This is a genomic window from Bacillus capparidis, assembly GCF_017832095.1.
GTDB classification, from domain to species: Bacteria; Bacillota; Bacilli; order Bacillales; family Bacillaceae; genus Bacillus; species Bacillus gobiensis.
Genome location: NZ_JAFDST010000002.1, coordinates 236,141 through 257,749 on the forward strand (window position 1 = coordinate 236,141; position 21,609 = coordinate 257,749).

Genomic DNA, 21,609 nt, shown 5'->3' on the forward strand with positions numbered 1-21,609 from the left:
TCTCAGCTACTTTCTTTTATTTTAAGAATTAAGAGGCCAATCAGCCCCCCTATTAACGCAAATACAAAATGAATGAATGTCATGAAGAAGGATCCAACGAAGCCATTCCATATAAATTCGGCAGGCTGTATGTTGAATTCACCGGGTACGCTGTTCGAAAAATTTGCCAAATGGATTGCGACAGCCCAAAGAAATAAGGGGAGAAACGAAATGTAGAACACGATTTTCATATCTTTATAAAAAAGATACGTCACAAGTCCAAGCACTGAATACCACAGGATAAATCCAAAGCTTTCATTTAATAAGGAGGATTGAATAGCGAGTAAAAATGAGATGGCTACGAGAATAATTTGAAAAATTGCAAGCTTGCGATGAATCCTTTTAAACATTTTCTCTTGATCGATTGTTGATTGGACGTCTAATTTGTCTAAGGGCTGGGCAGCTTTTTGGACGAGGTTTTTCATTTCCTCGTTATCAGCTACTTGCTCATCAAACCATCTTTTTGTTTCCTCACTTAAAAGCCCTTCATTATATAACGGCAATAAGTCCTCGAGAATCGAACGTGTCCGTTTATCCATGATATCCCTCCATTTCTTTTTGGAGTTTGAGCTTTGCTCTGTAAAAGGTAACTCTTGCGTAGTTTTCGCTTCGTCCGATAATAGAGCCTATTTCTCGAAATGACAGCTCTCCATATACACGCAAGATTACAATTTCATTCTCTGGCTCTGCCAATTGTGCAATTTTACCAATCAAGTTCACTGCCGTTTCTTTTATGATGAACTGATCCTCAGGTGAATCTGTTTCGATTCGTTCGTTCCTCATTTTCGCTTCCAATTGATTCTTGTACTTCTTCGTGCGGTAATGTTTTTTCATCCTGTTTTTGGCAATTGAAAAAAGCCACGTTTCGACGGTTGATTGATGCTTAAACGAGTGTAACCCTTTAATTGCTTCATAAAAAACCTCCTGGGTTAAGTCTTCTGCCGCTTCTTTATGTAAGGTTTTCACGAAGAAAAAGGCAAATACCTTTGGCTGAATTTCCTTGTACAGCTCCTCCAATTCCATAATCGTTCTCCCTTGCCTGAATATGGTTCGGTGTTTTCAACTATTTAGTACCTTGAATGTGGTTTTTGTTACAAAAAATGAAAAATAATAATCAAAGGCTCAAACTCCGCAGACTAAAAAACAGTAAATAAGCCTTTATATAATTTAGAAGGCTCGCGATTCTATTCTTAATTGACTTTTTAAGGCTAACTTACAGAATAAAATCATATTTACTAAATTTAGGGTTCTCACAGCATGAAAAATCCCAATCTCTAAAGTGGTACTAAATAAGAAATTGGGATTTAATAATTCTTCAATTGCGCTTGATTTTGGAAGAACGAATGACATATCCAACGTATTATATTTGAAATTATTTTTTCAATATACGCATTAACACATCCACGTCAGGCAATCCATACTCTTCATCCACCTGATCCTGTATGATAAGACTGTTAATAATGGAAAAGTACCAGGTCAACAGCTTTCGGGGTTCTCCTAGGGGAAATTCACCTGAATTCTGTCCTTTAATGAAGATTGGAATCAGTAGATCAATCAGAACATTCGTGGAATGTTGTTCAAAGATCTGCGCTACCTTTTCCGGAACATCATCTGCTTTCCGTGACCGCTGTATTAGCATAAAGGCGAATTTATTGTTTTCATCAAGCATGTTTAGTGTTAGGTTTCTAATTTGTTCAAAAGGTGTTCCAGGTAAATGTTCAATGTGCTCGAGTTCCCTTTTCGATTCTTCCATCATTTCTTGGATAATTGTGATAAAAAGTTCCTTTTTGGAGTTGAAATAGCGGTAAATGAGTCCTTCGCTAATACTTGCTTCCGCAGCAATCATGCTCGTTTTCGTTCCTGTATATCCTCGGCGGGCAAATACTTTGAGCGCCGCTTGCTTGATCTGCTCTCTGCGCTCGTCACGGATTTGATCAAGCTGTTGTCTGTTTAATGGAGACATTTGCCAACCTCCAGATCTAAGAAAGTTTTATCTTCATTGTACCACGAATCTGGTAAGCCATTTCCTCTACAATCAGCTGCCTAATGTGTTGACCAGCGGAAGTACCCTCTTTATCAGTTCATTATGGAACTGATCAGACTGAGCAAAACACGCAAGATGGCCAGCGTTCTTGATTAGAACAAACTCTTTGAAGGGAGCTTCAATTTCGTCATAATATGCTTTAGCAGTTGCAGTTGGAGTAATAATATCTTGATCTCCTTGAAAAATAAAGATTGGCAGTTCAAACCGCTTCCCGAGTTTTTTAAAATCAAAGTTTATTAATTCATCATATAGGTGGTCCAGGGAAAAACTCATACCTCGAAAGATATCAATCAAATCATGTATTTTATGATCCGGGGATGAGATCATAGATGGCAAGATTAGATCCATAATCATATTAGGAACATCCTTGATAGCCTTAACGAGATATTGGTTCCTTTTGTCGTAGTCTTTGCGACTCCACAGAGATTGATCCGGCCCCATTCTCTCAATCAACTGAACCCCCTTCGTATTGCCTGCTGTACGGAGTGCGTTGATTGTTAATTCGTATGAAAGATTTTGGAGATCCGGAGCATTTTGATCAGTGCCTACATATGCATAAAAAAGATCGGGGCGAAGCTTTGCCATCATGACTCCGATTAGGCTGCCCGCGGAGCTTCCGATAAGAATTACTTTTGGGTGACCAAGCTTGTGGCACAAGTATTTCGTCACCTCTATCCCATCCTGTGCGAGGCGGTCGAAGGTGATGGTTCCGCAGCCGTCTTTCCCATTCTTGCGGAAAGTCTTGCCCGCGCCACGCTGATCCCACTGAACGACAGTGAAGTGCTTCTCCCATGAACGAAGTAACGGACTGAAAATGGAATATGTGGAAGCTGGACCACCAGGAATAATTAACAAAACAGGGTTGTTCCGATTCTCACCTCGTATAGTGATCCACTGGCCGATTCCGCCAATTTTAACAAAACTGCCTTCAACAATTCCGTTTGGTGTGTTGGTCTGAAGCCCTTTGGCATTTTTCCTCTGATTGCTTTTTCGCAGGACTAGCTCCCACAAGATATTGGTTCTGCTCATTTGAATATTTCCTTTCTTAATCTTATTGTCAGATTAGGTTCTAATAATGAGTGAATAACTCACTCATTATTAGGATATGGTATTTTCCAGGATCCGTCAACAAAATAATAAGTATAGTAAAGTTAGTTGTTTTATAAAAAATCTCGATATCTCATTGGTTCTATGTGTTTTGATTTCGATTCAGAAACACAAAAAACTGAACTCGTTTCTTTAAGCAGAAACGAGTTCAGTAGTTAAGCAATCGACTTAAGTTGTTTTCGTTGATATCTTCGTCTGATGAACTTCCTACTCTTCTGAAAAGCTTATATTAAAGACGTTATCCTTACCTGGTCTTACTGCACATTATTATACTTTCGGACTTTCCTTTCTAAACCTCTTTTTAAATAAATAGTATGCCGCTCCAGCAATTGCAGCGATTAACAGAAAAATTGGCGATCTTCCTGCTAAAAAGATAATCAGAGTTGAACCGAATGAGAGCAAGCCATTAACAGATGACATAAATTCCTGCTGTGTTCTTTCCCATGTGTTTAGCTTAGTAGTTGTCACGCCGGGAAGAGCGTCTTCTTTTAAGCTCAGGGAGATGTTGGACATATCGCTCCTTGTTTTTAAATAGTTCATTCTTCCTTTCATGCTTTCGATTTCTTCCTGTACTCTCTCTAAGTCATTGGAAACGGTTAAGAGGTCCTCTGTTCCTTTGGCATTCTCCATAAATTGATACAAGCGCTTTTCTACAGCTTCCTTTGCTGCAAGCCTTGACTCTAGATCGACGTATTCTTCTGTCACGTCTTGACCTGTTACCGATTGATTCAGAACACTTAGCTCACTTGAACCTTTTAATTGATCCAAAAACGATTGAAAGGATGATTCTGGAATTCGAATGTTTAGCGTTCCACTTTTACCGTCATCCTCTTCCTGTGTCGTGCTTTGGTTGACTACATAGCCTTTTACTGCAGAAACTCGTTCAAGAATCCATTTTGCGCCTTCATCATAACTCTTTACTTCTGCCTCAACCTGAGCCTCATGAATAATCATTTGTTCGGTTGATTCAGAGCCTTCTTCAGCTTGTGATTCTTCTGACTTAGGAGCATTTGCATTGTCTTGGTTATCCGCCGTTTTCATTTCCGCTGACTTTTCTACACTAGAAGCACTGCTGCTCGAATCGCTTTGCATCTCCCCACCTGGAGCAATGCTGGCGGAATCGCTTTCTTGCATACCACCGCTCTGGCATCCTCCCAAAACAAACATCAAACAAATGAAAAAAATTGCTGTGCTTTTTTTCATAAACTGCCTCCTCTCATATCTTTTAGACGAGAGCAGAACTTATAGGTTACGTACACAACTATGTTTATTCCGCATGAATACGGGAAAACAATTCGAGTCATGAATATTTTTTCCTAGGAGGCCTTAGTAATGAGCAGATTACAATCAAAAGTTGCATTAATTACAGGAGCTAGCTCAGGGATCGGCAAAGCGACTGCCGAACGATTTGCAAAAGAAGGGGCAAACGTTCTTTGCGCGGATCTGAAATTTGAAGAAACGAAAGAAACTGTAGAAAGAATTAATGCGCATGGCGGAAAAGCCAAGGCATACGAGGTCGACATTTCTGATGAGAATAAAGTAAAAAGATTAAAAGAGCAAATTGAAGAAGAATTCGGTTCGATAGACATTCTGTTTAACAATGCCGGGACAGATACTGAAGGTGGCAAAGTTCATGAGTACCCGGTTGAATTATGGGATAAATTAATGGCTGTGGATCTTAGAGGAACTTATTTAGTAAGCAAATATTTCATCCCGCTTATGCTTGAACAAGGCGGATCAATCATTAACAATTCTTCTGTATCTGGATTAGCCGCTGACTTGGATCGTTCAGGATACAATGCGGCCAAAGGCGGAATTACCAATCTGACAAAGGCAATGGCCATCGATTATGCACGTGACGGGATCAGAGTCAACTGTATTGCCCCCGGAACAATTGAAACACCCCTTCTTGACGATCTAATGGGTGAAGAAGGAGGAAAAGAATTTCGAAAAGCATACAAATGGGTGGATCCGATGGGGAGATTAGGCAGAGCAGAAGAAGTAGCCGGTGTCGTGCTATTCTTAGCATCTGATGACAGCTCCTATGTCACAGGCGAGTCAATTACAGTCGACGGTGGACATATGTCTTACACTTGGCCCGGCAAAATGCTTTACGACAAAACATATACGGAATAATGATTTGTTATTAGGCACGAATTTCTCGTGCCTTTTTTATTTGTAAAGGTAATTCCATTGTCATCTTCTTTCGATAAAGAATCTGCTATTGGCTTTACGATTATTTTTGCGTTAATATAACTAATACATTAACTAAGCCTTAGGACTATTAAAGAGTTGGTGAAATCCATGGAAAAAGAATTCGATCATTTAAGGCTTGAAAATCAGATCTGCTTTCTCCTTTATGCAAGTTCAAGGGAAATGACAAAGCAATATAAACCTCTTCTTGAAGAATTAGATGTCACCTATCCTCAGTATCTTGTTCTGCTCTTATTATGGGAGCATAAACAACTCAGCGTAAAAAAATTAGGGGAACAGCTCTATCTAGATTCCGGAACACTTACTCCCATGCTCAAACGAATGGAACAGCATGATTTGATAAATAGGAAGCGGTCAGAGTTTGACGAAAGATCTGTTACCATTCAGCTGACTGATAAAGGACAAGCATTAAAAAACAAAGCTTCCTCGGTTCCCTTGCGAATCGCTGAAATAATCGGGAATAATAACAACGATATTGATACGTTAAAATCTATTTTGCTAAATTTATTAGAAACACTACGAAAATAATAATAGTAAGTAAAAGGTGCCAAGCCGGCACCTTTTTTCATTACTCTACAATCTCAAGCGTTACGTCAATATTTCCTCTAGTCGCTTTGGAATACGGACAGAAATCATGTGCTTTATGGACGAGCTCTTCCAACGTTCCTTTATCAACACCCGTCCCTTTTACCTGCAGCTTTACCGCAATCTGAAAACCGTCATCCACTTTCAAAAGGCTAACATTTGCAGTCACCTCGGATTCGAACTTCACTCGTTCCGCTCTGGCCACATGCTGCAGGGCTCCATCAAAACAAGCTGAGTATCCGGCAGCAAACAGCTGCTCTGGATTGGTTGCTTCAGGAATCTTTTGAGCTCTAGGAGTTCCCGGCATCGCGATATCCATTTTAATGTTGCCGTCAGCTGATTCTACTCTTCCTTCTCTTCCACCAATTGCTTTAACTGCTGTCGTTAGCACTGTTTCTGCCATTAGAATCGTCTCCTTATTTCATTTTAATTGTTTGCAATTATATTGTACGCAATTTAATTTGAAACTTCAATTGAGGTAGCTCGGTATTTTCTCAATTGAAAAAACAGCAGAAAAAAGTTCTCTGCTGTTTTTTCTAATGGGTGTGGCTGCCTTTTGAAGGGTTGGTAATGACAAACTCCTCTTGTGGCACATAATAGTACTGAATCCAAATACCATCCAGGAATTCTTCACGTTTATCAAGGAGAATATCAATATCCTTGTCTGTTTTTACTACTTCGTCATTCTCTGTCGGCGCATCAAGCTTGAAATCATAATGGGCATGATCTCCGTGCTGATGAGTGACAAACACGCGGATCATTTTCCCATCTGCTTCCTCAGAATCGAGCATTTTTTTTAATACTTTTGCTGCATTCCGATTAATTTTACACTTCATCGTTTAATCGCCTTCTTTTGTAATTGATAGTGCAATTATGCCATAACTCATACAAAAAGAATAAATTCATGCTTTCAGGAATGGGACGGTGTTTTTTAGTATGACTTATTTCTACCGTATAATGAGAAAAACGTTTTCTGAGAATTTCCCCTTGTGATTTTAGGTGATTTCGATGTGATTTCGAGCGACCTTATCCTGTTTCTTTCTCTTTTATCGGCGATTCTCTGAATATATCGGCGATTTTTCTTTTTTATCGGCGATTCTACGATTATATCTGGAATTTAGCTTTCTCCTTTCATTGCCGCAAAAATACGGAGCCCCCTAATAGGAGGCTCCGTATTTTATTCTACCGTGATTTCGAGATAGGTTTTTAGCGCTTCTCCAGGAGAAATAAACAGCAATTCCTCCTTATTATTGAGCTCTTTTGTCTTTGCCATCCAAGGTTCAACGCAGACAAAATCGTTTTCCTTTTCTGTCCATAGCACAACGTAAGCGAACTCGCTGCCGTAAGACAATTGAACCTTCTTTTCTATTTCCGGCAATTCAAAAACAATATCTTTCTTTTCCGCATCTAGTAAGGCTAGTGCTTCTTTCTTGTCTGTCAGGTCAATCGTGCCGTTTATTTCTTTTGTTTTCATATCATTGTAATCTAAATAGGTTTTTGCATCAGTTTGATAGGCTAATTCCTTTTGGGCTGTCTTAAAATACGGATGAAAGCCCGCGTAAATCGGCATATCAGAATCTGAGTGATTCCGGTATTCCTGATGGATTGTTAATGTATTATTCTTTAAAGCATATGTAAATATCACTTCAAAATCAAAGGGAAAAGAATTTTTCGTTTCTTCCGTGCTTGTCAAACGCATCGTGATGGCTGCTTCACCGTTAGAATTTGTATCAATAACTTTCCAAGAGTTGTTTCTCGCCACCCCATGATTTTTCATTTTGTATGTTTTTCCGTCCCACTCGTATTCTCCATTCTCAAGCTGGCCAGAAATCGGGAAAAGAATGGGAATGCCGCCTCTTACGTTGGCTTCAGCATTGTAAAACGTTTCTTTATTTAGATACAGCAGCTCTTTACCTTCTACTTCAAATCCGATAATGATCCCGCCTCTTTCAGGTGCAGCTTTCACCCTTGCATTTGTTGACGAATCAATTAGCTCATAAATGGTAAAATTCTCATCCTTATATTGCTTCACATCATACATGTTTTTGCTTCCACCCTTCTGTAATTGAATTCAGCTTTCCTTGCGATTTTTAATGACAACATTTTGTTCATGATCTGTTGTGATAAGGATATCTGCCATTCCGATAAACAGACCGTTTTCTACAACACCGGGAATCATATTCAGCTTCTGTTCCAATTCTTTTATATTATGGGTCGATCCAATACTGCAATCAAAAAGATAGTTTCCGTTATCTGTAACGTAAGGTTCTTTATTTGCCATTCGTAATTCAGGGCCAATCCCTGTTTTGCTAATCAGCTGTTTTGTAAGTTGATAGCCAAATGGCACTACTTCAACAGGTAAACGAAATCCTCCAAGCTTCTCAACCGCTTTATTAGGATCTGCAATAACGACAAACGTTTTTGCCGCTTTTGCGATAATTTTCTCACGAAGCAGGGCCCCTCCCCCGCCTTTGATAAGATCAAGATCCGGATTCACTTCGTCAGCCCCGTCAATGGCAAGATCGATTCGATCAATTTCACTGAAATCTACTAGGGGTATTCCCATTTCTTTTGCAAGCACTTGCGTACGAACTGAAGTCGGAATTCCGCGAAAGGAAAGGCCCTCTTTTACAAGCTGACCGAGCTTTTGCAGCGTGTAAAAGAAGGTTGAACCTGTTCCAAGTCCTACAACCATGCCATCTTTAATATGCTCCGCTGCCTTTTCTCCGACGAGCTGTTTTTCAATCATTTCATCACCCCCAATCAAAAAATATTTCATTTTACTTCAAGTATAGGCACAACACGAAAAGAGTTCCATTAAAATCTCTTTTCCAAAAAAAAATGCGCACTTTTACACCTCTGCGGGGAATTTCGTACAATCCATGCGACCTATGAACTATACAGTTGAACATCTTAATTAATTGACTTATTACTAAAGAAATGAAAAAATTCACAAAAGGCCGCTGAATTTTTGCTATTAAGAACTATCCTTGCCAAAATTGCTTCAATGTTCTAATAGATATATCTCTATTCATATATTTATAGTGTTCAAGAAATCAAATTATAATAATTACAAAATAGCATTGACTTTAATTTAATAAATGTTATTATAATTATTATAATTTAAAAGCTATAATAAAAAACTATGAGGTGATTCTAACATGGCTGAAAAAAATAACCTTACAACGAGCTGGGGAGCTCCTGTCGGTGACAATCAAAATTCGATGACAGCTGGTTCTCGTGGTCCAACTCTTATTCAAGACGTTCATCTACTAGAGAAATTAGCACATTTTAATAGAGAACGCGTTCCTGAGCGTGTTGTTCACGCGAAAGGTGCCGGAGCACACGGCTATTTCGAAGTAACAAACGATGTATCAAAATATACGAAAGCAAAACTTTTTTCAGAGGTTGGAAAACGCACACCAATGTTTATCCGTTTCTCTACAGTAGCTGGAGAGAATGGTTCTGCCGATACCGTACGCGATCCCCGCGGATTTGCCGTAAAATTTTATACGGAAGACGGCAACTACGATCTTGTAGGAAACAATACTCCTGTTTTCTTTATCCGTGATGCTATTAAGTTCCCGGATTTTATCCATACACAAAAACGCCACCCGCAGACTCATTTGAAAAATCCTGACGCGGTATGGGATTTCTGGTCTTTATCACCTGAATCACTTCATCAAGTATCAATCTTAATGTCCGATCGCGGTATTCCAGCAACCTTCCGCCACATGCACGGATTCGGAAGCCATACATTTAAATGGGTCAATGAAGAAGGAGAAGGCGTTTGGATTAAATATCACTTTAAAACAGAACAAGGCGTAAAAAATTTAGCTTCGGATGTTGCAGCTAAGCTCGCAGGCGATAATCCTGATTACCATACAGAGGATCTTTTCAACGCGATTGAAAATGGCGATTTTCCTGCTTGGAAGCTTTATGTTCAAATCATGCCTTTAGAGGACGCAAATACTTATCGTTTTGATCCGTTTGATGTGACAAAAGTATGGTCTCAAAAGGATTACCCATTAATTGAAGTAGGCCAAATGGTATTGAATAAAAATCCAGAAAACTATTTCGCTGAAGTTGAGCAAGCTACTTTCTCACCGGGAACTTTAGTGCCTGGTATTGACGTTTCTCCGGATAAAATGCTTCAAGGTCGTTTATTTGCCTATCATGATGCTCACCGCTACCGTGTAGGTGCCAACCATCAAGCCTTGCCGATTAACCGGGCGCGCAACGAGGTGAAAAATTATCAGCGTGACGGACAAATGCGGTTTGATGATAACGGAGGCGGCTCTGTTTACTACGAACCAAACAGCTACGATGGCCCGACAGAATCCCCGGAAAATAAAGCAGCATCTTATGCCGTTTCCGGAGTAGCCGATAGTGTAGCTTACGACCATAATGATCATTACACTCAAGCCGGCGATCTATATCGCCTCATGAACGATGAAGAACGCACTCGTCTAGTCGAAAACATCGTCGAAGCGATGAAGCCTGTTTCAAAAGATGAAATTAAACTTCGTCAAATTCAACATTTTTACAAAGCAGATCCAGAATACGGTACACGTATTGCAAAAGGTCTTGGTTTGCAAGTGCCACAGCAGGTTTAATAAGCAAATAAAAGTATCCGCCGCCTAAGGTGGATACTTTTTTTACGTGCAGACAGCCGATGTATTTGGCTGTTTTTTTATTATTCTTATCCATTTTATCTGTAACCTGTTTCATTCCTTTTATTATAAAATGATGCCCGGGTGAAGCAGGTGAAGGTTTGATGAATACTTTCATGTAATAGGTTAAGGGGAATAACTTCTAATATTTAGTATGCAAAAGATTTCAGATATATATATCAAACGGCTGAATATAATCAGAGGAGAAATGATTTTGCGAGGTGTATAAAAATGAAAGATAATCAAGCGCAAGCGTATTATACAAAAACGAAAACTTATATACCTTATCGTAGTCCTTATGATCCTTGCCCTCCGATCGGTGTTAAGTATTACAGTACTCCTCCCAATCTTTATTTAGGCTTTCAACCACCTAACCTTCAGCAATTTCCGCCTCATGAAGCCTTAAAGAAAGGGACATTATGGCCTGTCTTTTATGATTATTACGACAATCCTTATAAAAAGGGAGGAAGGTAAGAGATGGCCCAAATGCCACAAGAGTACTATCAGCAATTGGAGGAAATACAGGCTGTTGACTTTGTTCTTGTTGAACTGAGGTTATATCTTGATACTCATCCCACTGATTCTCAAGCCATTCAGCAATTTAATCAGTACGCCCAATATAGTAAACAGCTAAAGCAGAAATTCGAATCAAGGTTTGGACCGCTTTCTCAAGACAGCTTGAACGGCTCAAATGAATACTGGTTGTGGAAAAACAGTCCTTGGCCTTGGCAAGTCTAATGTAAGGAGAGAAGATTATGTGGACATATGATAAAAAATTACAGTACCCCGTAAGAGTAAGTACGTGTAATCCGAGATTAGCCAAGTATTTGATCGAACAATACGGCGGAGCGGATGGAGAATTAGCCGCTGCTCTTCGCTACTTAAATCAACGGTACACGATTCCCGACAAAGTTATCGGCCTGTTGACAGATATCGGAACCGAAGAATTTGCCCACTTGGAAATGATCGCGACGATGGTTTATAAATTAACAAAGGATGCAACGCCACAGCAAATGAGGGATGCCGGGCTCGGAGATCATTATGCGAACCATGACGGCGCTTTGTTTTATCACAACGCTGCAGGGGTTCCTTTTACTGCGTCATACATTCAAGCAAAAGGCGATCCGATCGCTGATTTATATGAAGATATCGCGGCAGAAGAAAAAGCGAGAGCTACCTACCAATGGCTGATTGACATGTCTGATGACCCTGATTTAAACGATGGCTTACGCTTTTTGCGAGAAAGGGAGATCGTTCATTCTCAGCGATTCAGAGAAGCAGTGGAAATCATAAAAGATGAACGCGAGCAAAAAAGGATTTTTTAGCTGCGAAAAAACACGGATATTAAATATGCCGTGTTTCTTTCGCGTCTGAAAGCTGTTGAAAAAAAAGAAAAATCTCTTCACTCAGCACTTTATATCCTTTAGAAGTAAGATGAATTCCGTCATCACTTATGAAGTCAATCAATTCTCCTGTTTTTTTCAATGCAGATCTTACATCAATTTTACTTACTCCTAATTCTTTTATTAGTTTATTTAAGCTGCGATTGTACAAACCATGCCAGTGCTCGATACCGCCCATCCTGCCAATCCAATGACTGATTGAAATGCCCGAATTGCCCGATATAAATGTGTAATATCGGACAGGATCTAAAGGAGGCAAAGTTAAAATAACAGGTGTTATGCCAGCTGATTGCAATTTAGTGACAATCGTTTTTACATTTTCCAAATAGCGCTCAAGCGGCACGATCGGTTGATGCTCTTTATCGGGATTTTCAGCAACCTCATTCCATAAAAAGTTACAATCATTCCCTCCCACTGCTACAATGGCATAATCCGGATGTTCTTCTATCACATCTTTGTTTAGTCGTTTCAAGAGAAGATCTGAATTATCGTTAAATACTCCTTTATTTATTACAGAAGCATTAAAACCTTCCTCCCGGGAAAATAATTCCTGCAAATATGCCGGATAGTTATCTTTAATTATTCTTAGCCGGCCTTTGACGTAAGAAACTCCTCTCGTTAAACTGTCTCCAAAACAGATAATTTTCATGGCATCACCTTTTTTCTTGCAATTTTTCATATAATGACACAGAAATAATAACTATTAAATGAGCATATACATATTCATCCGAATTATTCCAAAGACTACTCCTGAAGAAGGAGGGGAGTATCTTTGAATAAAAATCATTGCAATCCCGGCAAAACAGAGAAATCAAATGAAGCACAATTAACATGGTGGCAGCTTTCCATAATTGGCGTGGGGTGTACAATCGGCACCGGGTATTTTTTAGGATCAGGTATCGGAATAAAAATGACAGGCCCCTCTATTGTTCTTTCCTTTTTATTGGCAGCATTCGGAACATATATCGTTTTCAATCTGCTGGCTAAAATGACCGCAAAAGATCCACAAAAAGGTTCGTTTTGCTATTATGCAAAAAAAGCCTATGGAAATTGGGCGGGATTTAGCTGTGGATGGACGTATTGGTTCTCTAATATTCTTATTATGGGCAGCCAGCTGACCGCTATATCTATTTTCTCGCAATTTTGGTTTCGTGATGTTCCACTCTGGCTTTTTGCTTCCGGATACGCTGTCGCTTCAATCATTGTTGTGTTATTAGGAACAAATGGCTTTGATAGAATTGAGAATGTGTTGACTGCAGCTAAAATTGCAGCAATTGTTATGTTTATCGTCTTAGCCATAGCAGCACTGATTGGTTGGATTCCCGGTAAATCAAAGCCTGTAGATATCTCTTTCTTCTCTTTATATCAATTCTTTCCGAAAGGCTTTACAGGATTTTGGTCTTCCCTTATTTACTCATTTTATGCGTTTGGCGGAATTGAAGTGATCGGGCTAATGGCCATGCAGCTCAAAAAGAAAGAGGATGCACCAAAGGCCGGTCAGATCATGCTGATTATCCTTACTGTAATCTATGTCGTATCTCTCATTTTTGCTATTACTATGATTCCCTATGAGCTCTTTAATGAAAGAGAAAGCCCTTTTGTCACAGCTTTGTCCAATTATCGTCTTCCTTTTTTTCCTCATGTGTTTAACGGGGCGATTATTATTGCCGGGTTTTCAACAATGGCAGCATCTTTATTTGGTGTCACCAACCTGCTCAATACGCTGGCTGAGGACGGAGATGCTCCTGCTTTCTTTGCAATTAAGAGCAAAAAGAAAGGCTTGCCATTAAACTCATTGGCGCTCGCAGCTGCCGGTTTATTGGCTTCAATCCTGACAGCATTGGCAATGCCTGAGTCGATTTATGAATATATAACGACCGCCGCAGGAATCTTGTTATTATATAATTGGTTTGCGATCATCATTTCTTCTTTTAAAATTCTTGCTCTTTCTTTTAAGGAAAAGCTTATGGGTTTCTTGGGTTTATTAATAATCGTCGGATCAATAGGCGGAGCCTTACTCGAGAAAGCCGTTCGCCCGGGATTTTTTGCAAGCATAATATTTGTTGTGATCGTCTTGTTATTGTCCTTGAAAAAAACTATCAAGATTAACTAAACAGCAGTATGGAGGCTTGGACGGCAAAATAAATACCGAAAGCAATCATCGATATGGAGGATACAATCGTAATGCCAGTCAATACGTTTGATGCAAGCAGCCTTCTGGCACCTCCTGCGATCATCGCCATCGTTACATCCCATGTTAAAATTCCAAGGATAATAGCCGCACTATAAAAAACAAGCTGCCCGGTGTTCTCCACAGAAGCTGTCTGGGCCAAAACCGAACCATATATTCCGAGCCAAAACAATATGGTTAAAGGATTGGAAATGGACATGGCGAACCCTGAAGAGAGTGATTTGAAAAAGGTTGCTTTTTTCTCATTTCTCATACTGGTTTCAAACTTTCCAATCCCTAGTAAGCCTTCAATTCCTGAATAGGTTAATACAAAAAAACCAAACAGCCAGAGAAAAGCCTTCATAAAAGATGTATCTAAAAAGTTGATTACTCCGAAATAAACAAGCATCATGTAAGTGACGTCTGCTAATAACGCACCGATGCCAAAAATCCATGCATGAAAGAAACCGTGTTTGACTCCTTTATTTAATTGGGCTGCATTTACCGGCCCTATTGGAGCTGCCAGTGAAATCCCCAGTAACATGTAACTAAGAAAAACACCCATCATTCATCGTCCCCCCGTCCAACCTTATACATTAGCTTATTCACACAAATCTGCTTGTACGACATTTTATCGATGTTTTACATAATCGGAAGGATCGCAAGACGAGAAAAAAACCCAGCCGATATGACGGCTGGGATTGGAAGTAACCTGATTTTGATTCAACTTGTTCGATCAGTTTTCACACTTAAACTATATCGACAGAAGAAATCAATGTTTTAATATATTTATATTATAATTTTTACCAATATTTAAAATAAATCGATAAGCTCAGAGATGCCAAGTACGATAAACATGAGCAAACAGCCGATCAAGACCGTATTGGCAATCCAGTTGTTTCGAAATTCCGGCTCTACTTTTTTTGAATTTAGAAGAATTACGAGAGAGGTCGCTAAAAACGGCATAAACAGCGCACCGAGCACACCATATAAAATAATCAATTCTATCGGTTTTCCATAGAAAAAAATCAACATCGGGGGAAAGGTCAGCCAAGCAAGATAAATTCGATAAGCCGGATCATTTTCAGTCACTGGTTTTGTTGTGTCATTTTTGCTTCTGATCGTTCTTATAAAGTCGGCAAATAAATATGGAACACCATTCCATACGCCTAATAATGAAGTAAAAGCTGCAGACCAAAATGCAATTAAAAACAGCCAGCGGAGCGGTGCACCAAATTCATCTCCAAGCATTTGGGCAAGATTTAGCAGTCCCTGATCTCCTTTAATCTCTATTCCGGTACCAAAAAGAAATTTCGCACCAATAATGAGTGCAGCCAGTGTAAATATGGACGTAATAACATATGCAGTTTTTGCATCCAACCTCATAACTGCTACCCAGCCTTTTCCTTTCCATCCCTTTTCCTGTAACCAGTACCCGTAAGACGCCATTGTAATTGTTCCTCCTACACCGCCGATCAGTCCAAGTGTAAGCATTAGGGACCCTTCAGGAACCCTGGGAACAAATCCATATGAAAATTCACCGATTGATGGTAAAAAAAGAAAAGCCGTTCCGATAATTGTTACGAACATGATTCCGATTAAAACAGTCATCACCCGTTCAAACAAAAGATACCGTCCTGTCCATACTAGGATAAACCCTGCCAATGAATGGAGCATTGCCCATGCCCAAATCGGCATAACCGGAAACATTGAATGCATGCCCAAGCCGCATGTCAACGAAGCTGTTGCTCCATATAGAAACCCCCAAATGACTGAGTAAATTCCAAAATATCCAGTTGCCCATTTTCCCATGGCATGCCAACCCTGCAAAATGGTCTTCCCTGTGGCAAGATACCATCTGCCGACGCCTTCATTCAAAAAATATTTTAAAATGGCCCCTACGACAATTGCCCAAACAAATGTCATTCCAAAAGAAGTACCTGCGACGATAGCCGTAACCAGATCAGCTGTGCCTACACCGGTAGCAGCAACAACTAACCCTGGCCCCATCAAGGCAAGCTTTTGGCGAACGGTTTTTGGCGGAACCGGATTTGCTTCACTAAAGTAAGAGTTATCATTCAATTTATCTTTCATTCTATTGCCCCCTTGCGTTCTTTTTTGGAGCCGCTTACAAAAAATCTTTCCTTTCTAGTTAAATTATTGCATACTTCTATCAGCAGGAGCAATAGCTTGTACGCAGGGCTGTTCTTTACTGAGATTATCACTTTAAGAATGCTGACATTGAGAAAAGCTCTCTTTATTATTAACTAGAAACAAAAAAGCTTCTGTTCAGTACAGAAGCTTTTTTGTTACATTTACTACTTTACCCATTTCCGCTGAAACGCTGCAATGTCGGCATATTCTTCCTTCTGAAGCCTGGACTGGCGGATAAAGATCGGAGTTAGATCTTTGTATATTTCTACATTTTCCTGAATCGGTTTGTGAAAATGAGTCCCACCGATCATTTCCGATACGATGTCTAACGAATCGATTTCACCTAAGCTATATAAACCAATAATCGCCGCACCAAGGCAAGAGCTCTCGAAGCTCTCAGGAACGTGAACATCCTGGTCGAAAATATCAGCCATCATCTGCCGCCAAAGCTCTGATCTTGCAAATCCGCCTGTGGCCTGGATTTTCTTCGGTTCTCCGATTAATTCTTCCAATGCGAGCAATACGGTATATAAATTTAATATCACTCCTTCAAGGACGGAACGAATCAGATGTTCTCTTTTATGATGCAGGCCTAGACCGAAAAAGGAACCGCGTGCATTCGCATCCCACAATGGAGCCCGTTCTCCGGCTAAATACGGATGAAAGATCAATCCGTCCGATCCGGGTTTTACTCTGGCTGCGATATCTGTCAAAACTTCATAAGGGTCTTTTCCCAGCCGTTTTGCTGTCTCGACCTCCGAAGATGCCAGCTGGTCACGGACCCATCTGAAAATCATTCCGCCATTGTTCACCGGTCCGCCAATGACCCAATGTTTTTCCGTTAAAGCGTAGCAAAAAATCCTGCCTTTCGGATCCGTTACCGGCCGGTCGGTAACAGCGCGAATGGCGCCGCTTGTTCCGATCGTAACAGCAACGACACCAGGTTCAATCGCATTCACTCCTAAATTGGACAATACTCCGTCGCTTGCTCCCACAACAAAAGGTGTCGACCGCAGCAGATTCATTTCGTTGGCATACGTGTCATCTATACCATTTAAATGAAATGTGGTCGGAACCGGCTTCGAAAGCTGATCTTCAGTTACTCCAGCTATATTCAGCGCTTCTTCATCCCACGTCAGAGATTTTAAGTTGAACATCCCTGTGGCTGATGCGATGGAGTAGTCAATTACATACTCGCCAAAAAGCTTAAAGAAGACGTATTCTTTAATCGAAATAAATTTATGCGCCTTTGAAAATAGTTCAGGGTGATCATTCTTTAGCCAAGTTAACTTAGAAAGCGGCGACATTGGATGAATGGGTGTGCCAGTTCGCAAGTAGATGCTATGGCCATTCATCTCTTCTTTAATTTTTTTCGTCCAATGGGTGCTTCTGTTATCCGCCCATGTGATGCATTTCGTTAACGGCTTGCCTTTGTCATCTACCGCAATGACGCTATGCATCGCGGAACTAAACGAAACACAAAGAATGTCACTTGGCAGGATTTCGCTTTCCTGAACGTTTTTTTTCACTGATTGTATTACCGCTTGAAAGATGACTTCCGGATCTTGTTCCGCTGTTTCAGGTGTAGGAGAATATAATGGATATTCGATTCCATTGCTTGAAATAACTGTCCCGTCAGCCGCAAACAAAACGGCTTTCGTGCTTGTTGTGCCGATATCTACTCCGATTACATATTTTGAACTCACTGCTCTTCCCCCTATTAATCTTACAGAAATCGTTTACCAATCCCCGCTTCTGTCTTACTCTTCGCTTTTTACGATCGCATGGCCTCCGAATTCGTTTCTTAAAGCAGCAACTACTTTTCCCGTAAATGTGTCTTCTTCCAAAGAACGATATCTCATCATTAATGACAATGCAATGACTGGAGTCGCAGTTTGGAGGTCAAGCGCTGTTTCAACCGTCCATTTTCCTTCACCTGAAGAATGCATAACTCCTTTTATTCCTTCCAGCCGCGAATCTTTTGAAAAAGCGTTTTCAGTTAATTCCATCAGCCATGATCGAATCACTGACCCGTTATTCCACACTCTCGCTACCTTTTCATAATCAAAATCAAAGGAGCTTTTCTCTAATAAATCAAAGCCCTCCGCAATTGATTGCATCATCCCGTACTCAATTCCATTATGAACCATTTTCAAAAAATGCCCGCTGCCGCTTTCCCCGGCATATAAGTATCCGTTTTCAACACAAATATCGCGAAAAACCGGCTCTACAGTCATAAAGGCTTCTTTATTCCCGCCAATCATTGTACAAACACCGTTTCTGGCTCCATCTGTTCCGCCGCTCGTTCCTACATCAAGAAAATAAATGCCTTGGTTCAACAGCTCCTCCGCTCTATGTACAGATTGTTTATAATGGGAATTCCCTCCGTCAATAACTATATCCCCTTCACTTAATAACGGTTTGAGTTCAGAAATCACATTGTCGGTAATTGCTCCTGCTGGAACCATAAGCCAAATCACTCTTGGAGTTGACAGACTTTCAACCAATTCAGAAATGGTTGCAGCTCCTCCTGCACCCTTCCTCGAGAGATCTTCTACCGCCTCCTGATTGATATCGTATACAACAACTTCATGGCTGTGATCTAATAGGTTTAAAGAAAGATTAAACCCCATCTTCCCTAATCCAACTACTCCAATATTCATAATGATCCTCCCACCTGAAATTTTTTTTCATTCTCTCTTCATTATATAAAATTTAAAGTAAATTGCAATCGTTTTCAAGAAATTTTTTTTCACAAGAGGAATTATGCTATACTTTCTTAAAAGAAAATAAAGAGGGGATCAACGATTATGGCACAGAACTGCTTATCAAAAATTCGGTCATATCATGTGAAATTTAGTGAAAAAGAAAAAAAAATTGCCGATTATATATTGAAAAATCCAGAAAATATTATTCATAACACCATTAATGAAGTAGCAGAAGATCTCGGAGTCGCCGATGCAACCGTCTTCCGCTTTTGCAAACGATTAGGTTTTAAAGGCTACCAGGCTATGAAAATCGCACTTGCTTCTGAAATTATGACACCTATGCAGCAAATCCATGAAGAAATCACAGAACAGGATGATGAAAAACATATTGCCGAAAAAATTTTCAGATCCAACATACGAACGTTGGAACATACATTGCAAATCCTCGACAAGGATAGCCTAAAAAAAGCTGTTGATCTAATTCTTGCCGCAAACCGAGTAAATTTTTACGGAACAGGCGGCTCAGCTGTGATCGCGATGGACGGATATCATAAGTTTGTCAGAACGGGCATCGCAACCTTTGCTTTTATCGATTCCCATTTCCAATTGATGTCCGCCTCTCAATTGACACCAAACGATGTGGCAGTGGTTATCTCCCATTCGGGAACGAATCGAGATACGATCAATATTTTGAAAGTTGCAAAAGAAAACGGCGCCAAAGTAATCGGAATTACAAGTTTTCCGAAATCTCCAATCGGACAAGATGCAGATGTCGCGCTTTTTACAAGCTCAGAAGAAACAGAGTACCGCTCCGAAGCACTAGCCTCCAGAATCGGGCAATTAAGCTTGATCGACGCTTTATACGTCAATGTTATGGTTTTAAACAAAGCAGAGGCAAATCATACGTTAGAGAAAGTAAGAAACGCGATTTCCAATACACGCATATAGATAAAAGGTGAACCTTCCAATAGAAAGTTCACCTTTTCTGACTTCTTTAAACAAAGACGTCGAGGATTAAAATAAATACGAGTGAAGCAACTGCGATAATCGTCTCTAAAACAGTCCAAGTCTGTAACGTTTCTTTTACCGACATTCCAAAGTATTCTTTAATCATCCAGAATCCGGAATCGTTTACATGAGAAAGGATCAGGGAACCTGCACCTGTTGCCAAAACAAGCAGTTCAAGATTGGCATCAGGAACAAGTGCAGCGATCGGCGCAACAATCCCCGCAGCTGTCATCATCGAAACAGTTGCTGATCCAGTAGCAACGCGAATCATTGCCGCAATTCCCCAGCCTAAGATGATCGGAGAAATATTGGATTCAGTCGCAAGCTCGGCAATGTATTCGCCGATGCCGGAATCAAGCAGCACTCTGTTAAATGCTCCGCCTGCACCGATAACCAATAGAATAGTAGCGGTCGGAGCTAAACAGTCATTGGTAAATTTCAAGATCGTTTCCCTGTTTAACCCACGGAAAAAACCAAGGCTAAAGAATGAGTAAACGGTTGCAATTAATAATGCAACAACTGGGTCGCCTAAAAATTTCAATACTTGAAACAATCCGCTATCTTTTGAAAGGGCTAAATCAGCAATTGAGGAAGCTAGCATTAAAAATACTGGAACCATTACCGTAAATACAGTGTTAATAAAACCAGGAAGCTCCTTTGCTTCTTTATGCTCGGCAAGCTGATCGCCAATTTCTTTCGGTGTTGTTTTATGAATGCGCTTACCAATCCATTTACCATAAACAGGGCCAGCAAGAATAGCAGTAGGCAGCCCTACAATAATCGCGTAAAGAATCGTTAATCCGACATCCGCCTTAAAGATTCCCACAGCAGCCATTGCGGCCGGGTGCGGCGGTACTAGACCATGGACAACGGATAAACCGGCTACTAGCGGAACACCGATCGTAACAAGTGATACACCAGTTTGACGGGCAATTGTGAAAACCAAAGGGATTAACAAGACGAATCCTACTTGGAAAAACACCGGAATACCAACAATAAAGCCGACAAACATCATAGCCCAATGGACATTTTTTTCGCCAAAACGAGAAAGCAGCGTTTGTGCGATTCGCTCAGCGCCGCCTGACTCAGCCATCATCTTTCCAAGCATCGTCCCGAGAGCCAAGACAATTGCCAGAAATCCTAATGTATTCCCCATACCGGTTTTTATCGAATCAATAATTCCGGGCACTTCTGGTGAAGGAGCCACAAGCGGCATTCCTGTTGCAAGTCCGACACCAATAGCAGTAACGATAAGAGAGACAAACGGATTTAATTTTGCAACCGTTATCAATAACAAAAGTACAACAATTGCAGCTAAAACGATCAGCAGTAACATAAGAAATATCCTCCTAGTCTAGTTATCCAATGTCGTCAATGAAAGCACTTTCAGTGATAAATAGATTATATGAAAAAAAATTTTTTAAATCAATAGATATTAAAAAAAATTTTTTAATGTCGATACACCATTGATGAATTCTCAATAATTATCGTGATAAATTAATGA

Annotated in this window: 23 protein-coding genes; 8 read left to right on the forward strand and 15 right to left on the reverse strand. The window is 40.2% G+C overall.

The features are described from left to right. Positions 1 to 2: 2 nt before the first annotated feature. The 5 genes from JOC74_RS08265 to JOC74_RS08285 form a co-directional block, all read right to left on the reverse strand. Positions 3 to 578: a hypothetical protein gene (locus JOC74_RS08265; RefSeq protein ID WP_225970224.1), complete on the reverse strand. Its 576-nt coding sequence runs from the start codon at positions 576 to 578 to the stop codon at positions 3 to 5. Beyond that, positions 571 to 1,062, reverse strand: a complete 492-nt coding sequence (locus JOC74_RS08270) for an RNA polymerase sigma factor (RefSeq protein ID WP_053604129.1) — start codon at positions 1,060 to 1,062, stop codon at positions 571 to 573. The genes JOC74_RS08265 and JOC74_RS08270 overlap by 8 nt, the downstream gene beginning before the upstream one ends. 349 nt (positions 1,063 to 1,411) lie before the next feature. Then, the gene (locus JOC74_RS08275) at positions 1,412 to 2,002 is read right to left on the reverse strand and encodes a TetR/AcrR family transcriptional regulator (RefSeq protein WP_053604130.1); all 591 of its coding nucleotides are present in this window, start codon (positions 2,000 to 2,002) and stop codon (positions 1,412 to 1,414) included. Between the two features lie 72 nt (positions 2,003 to 2,074). Continuing rightward, positions 2,075 to 3,112 carry an alpha/beta fold hydrolase gene (locus tag JOC74_RS08280; protein WP_053604131.1) on the reverse strand — a complete coding sequence of 346 codons (1,038 nt, stop codon included), beginning with the start codon at positions 3,110 to 3,112 and terminating at the stop codon, positions 2,075 to 2,077. 345 nt (positions 3,113 to 3,457) lie between these two features. Then, positions 3,458 to 4,393 (reverse strand): DUF4349 domain-containing protein, encoded by a 936-nt coding sequence (locus JOC74_RS08285; protein ID WP_053604132.1) that lies wholly within the window; start codon positions 4,391 to 4,393, stop codon positions 3,458 to 3,460. Between the two features lie 129 nt (positions 4,394 to 4,522). On the opposite strand from JOC74_RS08285, the gene JOC74_RS08290 reads away from it, so the two are divergent. Continuing rightward, positions 4,523 to 5,326 (forward strand): SDR family oxidoreductase, encoded by an 804-nt coding sequence (locus JOC74_RS08290; protein ID WP_053604133.1) that lies wholly within the window; start codon positions 4,523 to 4,525, stop codon positions 5,324 to 5,326. A 168-nt stretch (positions 5,327 to 5,494) separates the two neighbouring features. Then, entirely contained in the window at positions 5,495 to 5,932 is a 438-nt protein-coding gene (locus JOC74_RS08295) for a MarR family winged helix-turn-helix transcriptional regulator (RefSeq protein WP_053604134.1), read from the forward strand. Between the two features lie 40 nt (positions 5,933 to 5,972). On the opposite strand, the gene JOC74_RS08300 is transcribed toward JOC74_RS08295, so the two are convergent. The 4 genes from JOC74_RS08300 to rpiA form a co-directional block, all read right to left on the reverse strand. Then, entirely contained in the window at positions 5,973 to 6,392 is a 420-nt protein-coding gene (locus JOC74_RS08300; RefSeq protein WP_053604135.1) for an organic hydroperoxide resistance protein, read from the reverse strand. Positions 6,393 to 6,525: 133 nt separating this feature from the next. Then, the gene (locus JOC74_RS08305) at positions 6,526 to 6,825 is read right to left on the reverse strand and encodes a heme biosynthesis protein HemY (RefSeq protein ID WP_053604136.1); all 300 of its coding nucleotides are present in this window, start codon (positions 6,823 to 6,825) and stop codon (positions 6,526 to 6,528) included. Positions 6,826 to 7,166: 341 nt separating this feature from the next. Continuing rightward, on the reverse strand, positions 7,167 to 8,030 hold the full coding sequence (locus tag JOC74_RS08310; RefSeq protein WP_053604137.1) for an aldose epimerase family protein: 864 nt from the start codon (positions 8,028 to 8,030) through the stop codon (positions 7,167 to 7,169). A gap of 30 nt (positions 8,031 to 8,060) precedes the next feature. Continuing rightward, a complete protein-coding gene (gene rpiA / locus JOC74_RS08315; RefSeq protein ID WP_053604138.1) occupies positions 8,061 to 8,738 on the reverse strand; it encodes a ribose-5-phosphate isomerase RpiA in 678 nt (225 codons plus the stop codon). 412 nt (positions 8,739 to 9,150) lie between these two features. On the opposite strand from rpiA, the gene katA reads away from it, so the two are divergent. The 4 genes from katA (at position 9,151) to cotJC (ending at position 11,987) form a co-directional block, all read left to right on the forward strand. Next, positions 9,151 to 10,605, forward strand: coding sequence for a catalase KatA (katA, locus tag JOC74_RS08320; RefSeq protein ID WP_053604139.1), 1,455 nt, complete (start codon positions 9,151 to 9,153; stop codon positions 10,603 to 10,605). Positions 10,606 to 10,893: 288 nt separating this feature from the next. Next, positions 10,894 to 11,136 carry a spore coat associated protein CotJA gene (locus JOC74_RS08325; protein WP_053604140.1) on the forward strand — a complete coding sequence of 81 codons (243 nt, stop codon included), beginning with the start codon at positions 10,894 to 10,896 and terminating at the stop codon, positions 11,134 to 11,136. 3 nt (positions 11,137 to 11,139) lie between these two features. Continuing rightward, entirely contained in the window at positions 11,140 to 11,400 is a 261-nt protein-coding gene (locus JOC74_RS08330) for a spore coat protein CotJB (RefSeq protein WP_053604141.1), read from the forward strand. 17 nt (positions 11,401 to 11,417) lie between these two features. After that, positions 11,418 to 11,987, forward strand: a complete 570-nt coding sequence (cotJC, locus tag JOC74_RS08335) for a spore coat protein CotJC (RefSeq protein ID WP_053604142.1) — start codon at positions 11,418 to 11,420, stop codon at positions 11,985 to 11,987. Positions 11,988 to 12,006: 19 nt separating this feature from the next. Here cotJC and JOC74_RS08340 read toward each other — a convergent pair whose 3' ends face one another. Continuing rightward, positions 12,007 to 12,714 (reverse strand): SGNH/GDSL hydrolase family protein, encoded by a 708-nt coding sequence (locus JOC74_RS08340; RefSeq protein WP_053604143.1) that lies wholly within the window; start codon positions 12,712 to 12,714, stop codon positions 12,007 to 12,009. A 123-nt stretch (positions 12,715 to 12,837) separates the two neighbouring features. Here JOC74_RS08340 and JOC74_RS08345 point away from each other — a divergent pair, with 123 nt between their 5' ends. Continuing rightward, a complete protein-coding gene (locus JOC74_RS08345; protein WP_053604144.1) occupies positions 12,838 to 14,178 on the forward strand; it encodes an amino acid permease in 1,341 nt (446 codons plus the stop codon). On the opposite strand, the gene JOC74_RS08350 is transcribed toward JOC74_RS08345, so the two are convergent. From JOC74_RS08350 to gnd, 4 genes are all read right to left on the reverse strand, one after another. Then, entirely contained in the window at positions 14,171 to 14,800 is a 630-nt protein-coding gene (locus JOC74_RS08350) for a LysE family transporter (protein WP_053606105.1), read from the reverse strand. The two genes, JOC74_RS08345 and JOC74_RS08350, sit on opposite strands and share 8 nt — an antisense overlap. A 248-nt stretch (positions 14,801 to 15,048) precedes the next feature. Next, positions 15,049 to 16,329 carry an Nramp family divalent metal transporter gene (locus JOC74_RS08355; RefSeq protein WP_082364015.1) on the reverse strand — a complete coding sequence of 427 codons (1,281 nt, stop codon included), beginning with the start codon at positions 16,327 to 16,329 and terminating at the stop codon, positions 15,049 to 15,051. A gap of 224 nt (positions 16,330 to 16,553) precedes the next feature. After that, entirely contained in the window at positions 16,554 to 18,095 is a 1,542-nt protein-coding gene (gene gntK / locus JOC74_RS08360) for a gluconokinase (RefSeq protein WP_053604145.1), read from the reverse strand. A gap of 54 nt (positions 18,096 to 18,149) precedes the next feature. Further along, positions 18,150 to 19,052, reverse strand: a complete 903-nt coding sequence (gene gnd / locus JOC74_RS08365) for a phosphogluconate dehydrogenase (NAD(+)-dependent, decarboxylating) (protein ID WP_053604146.1) — start codon at positions 19,050 to 19,052, stop codon at positions 18,150 to 18,152. Positions 19,053 to 19,199: 147 nt separating this feature from the next. Here gnd and JOC74_RS08370 point away from each other — a divergent pair, with 147 nt between their 5' ends. Beyond that, positions 19,200 to 20,045 carry a MurR/RpiR family transcriptional regulator gene (locus tag JOC74_RS08370; RefSeq protein ID WP_053604147.1) on the forward strand — a complete coding sequence of 282 codons (846 nt, stop codon included), beginning with the start codon at positions 19,200 to 19,202 and terminating at the stop codon, positions 20,043 to 20,045. A 46-nt stretch (positions 20,046 to 20,091) separates the two neighbouring features. Here the strand turns inward: JOC74_RS08370 and JOC74_RS08375 are convergent, their stop codons facing one another. Further along, positions 20,092 to 21,441 (reverse strand): GntP family permease, encoded by a 1,350-nt coding sequence (locus JOC74_RS08375; RefSeq protein ID WP_053604148.1) that lies wholly within the window; start codon positions 21,439 to 21,441, stop codon positions 20,092 to 20,094. Between the last annotated feature and the right edge of the window lie 168 nt (positions 21,442 to 21,609).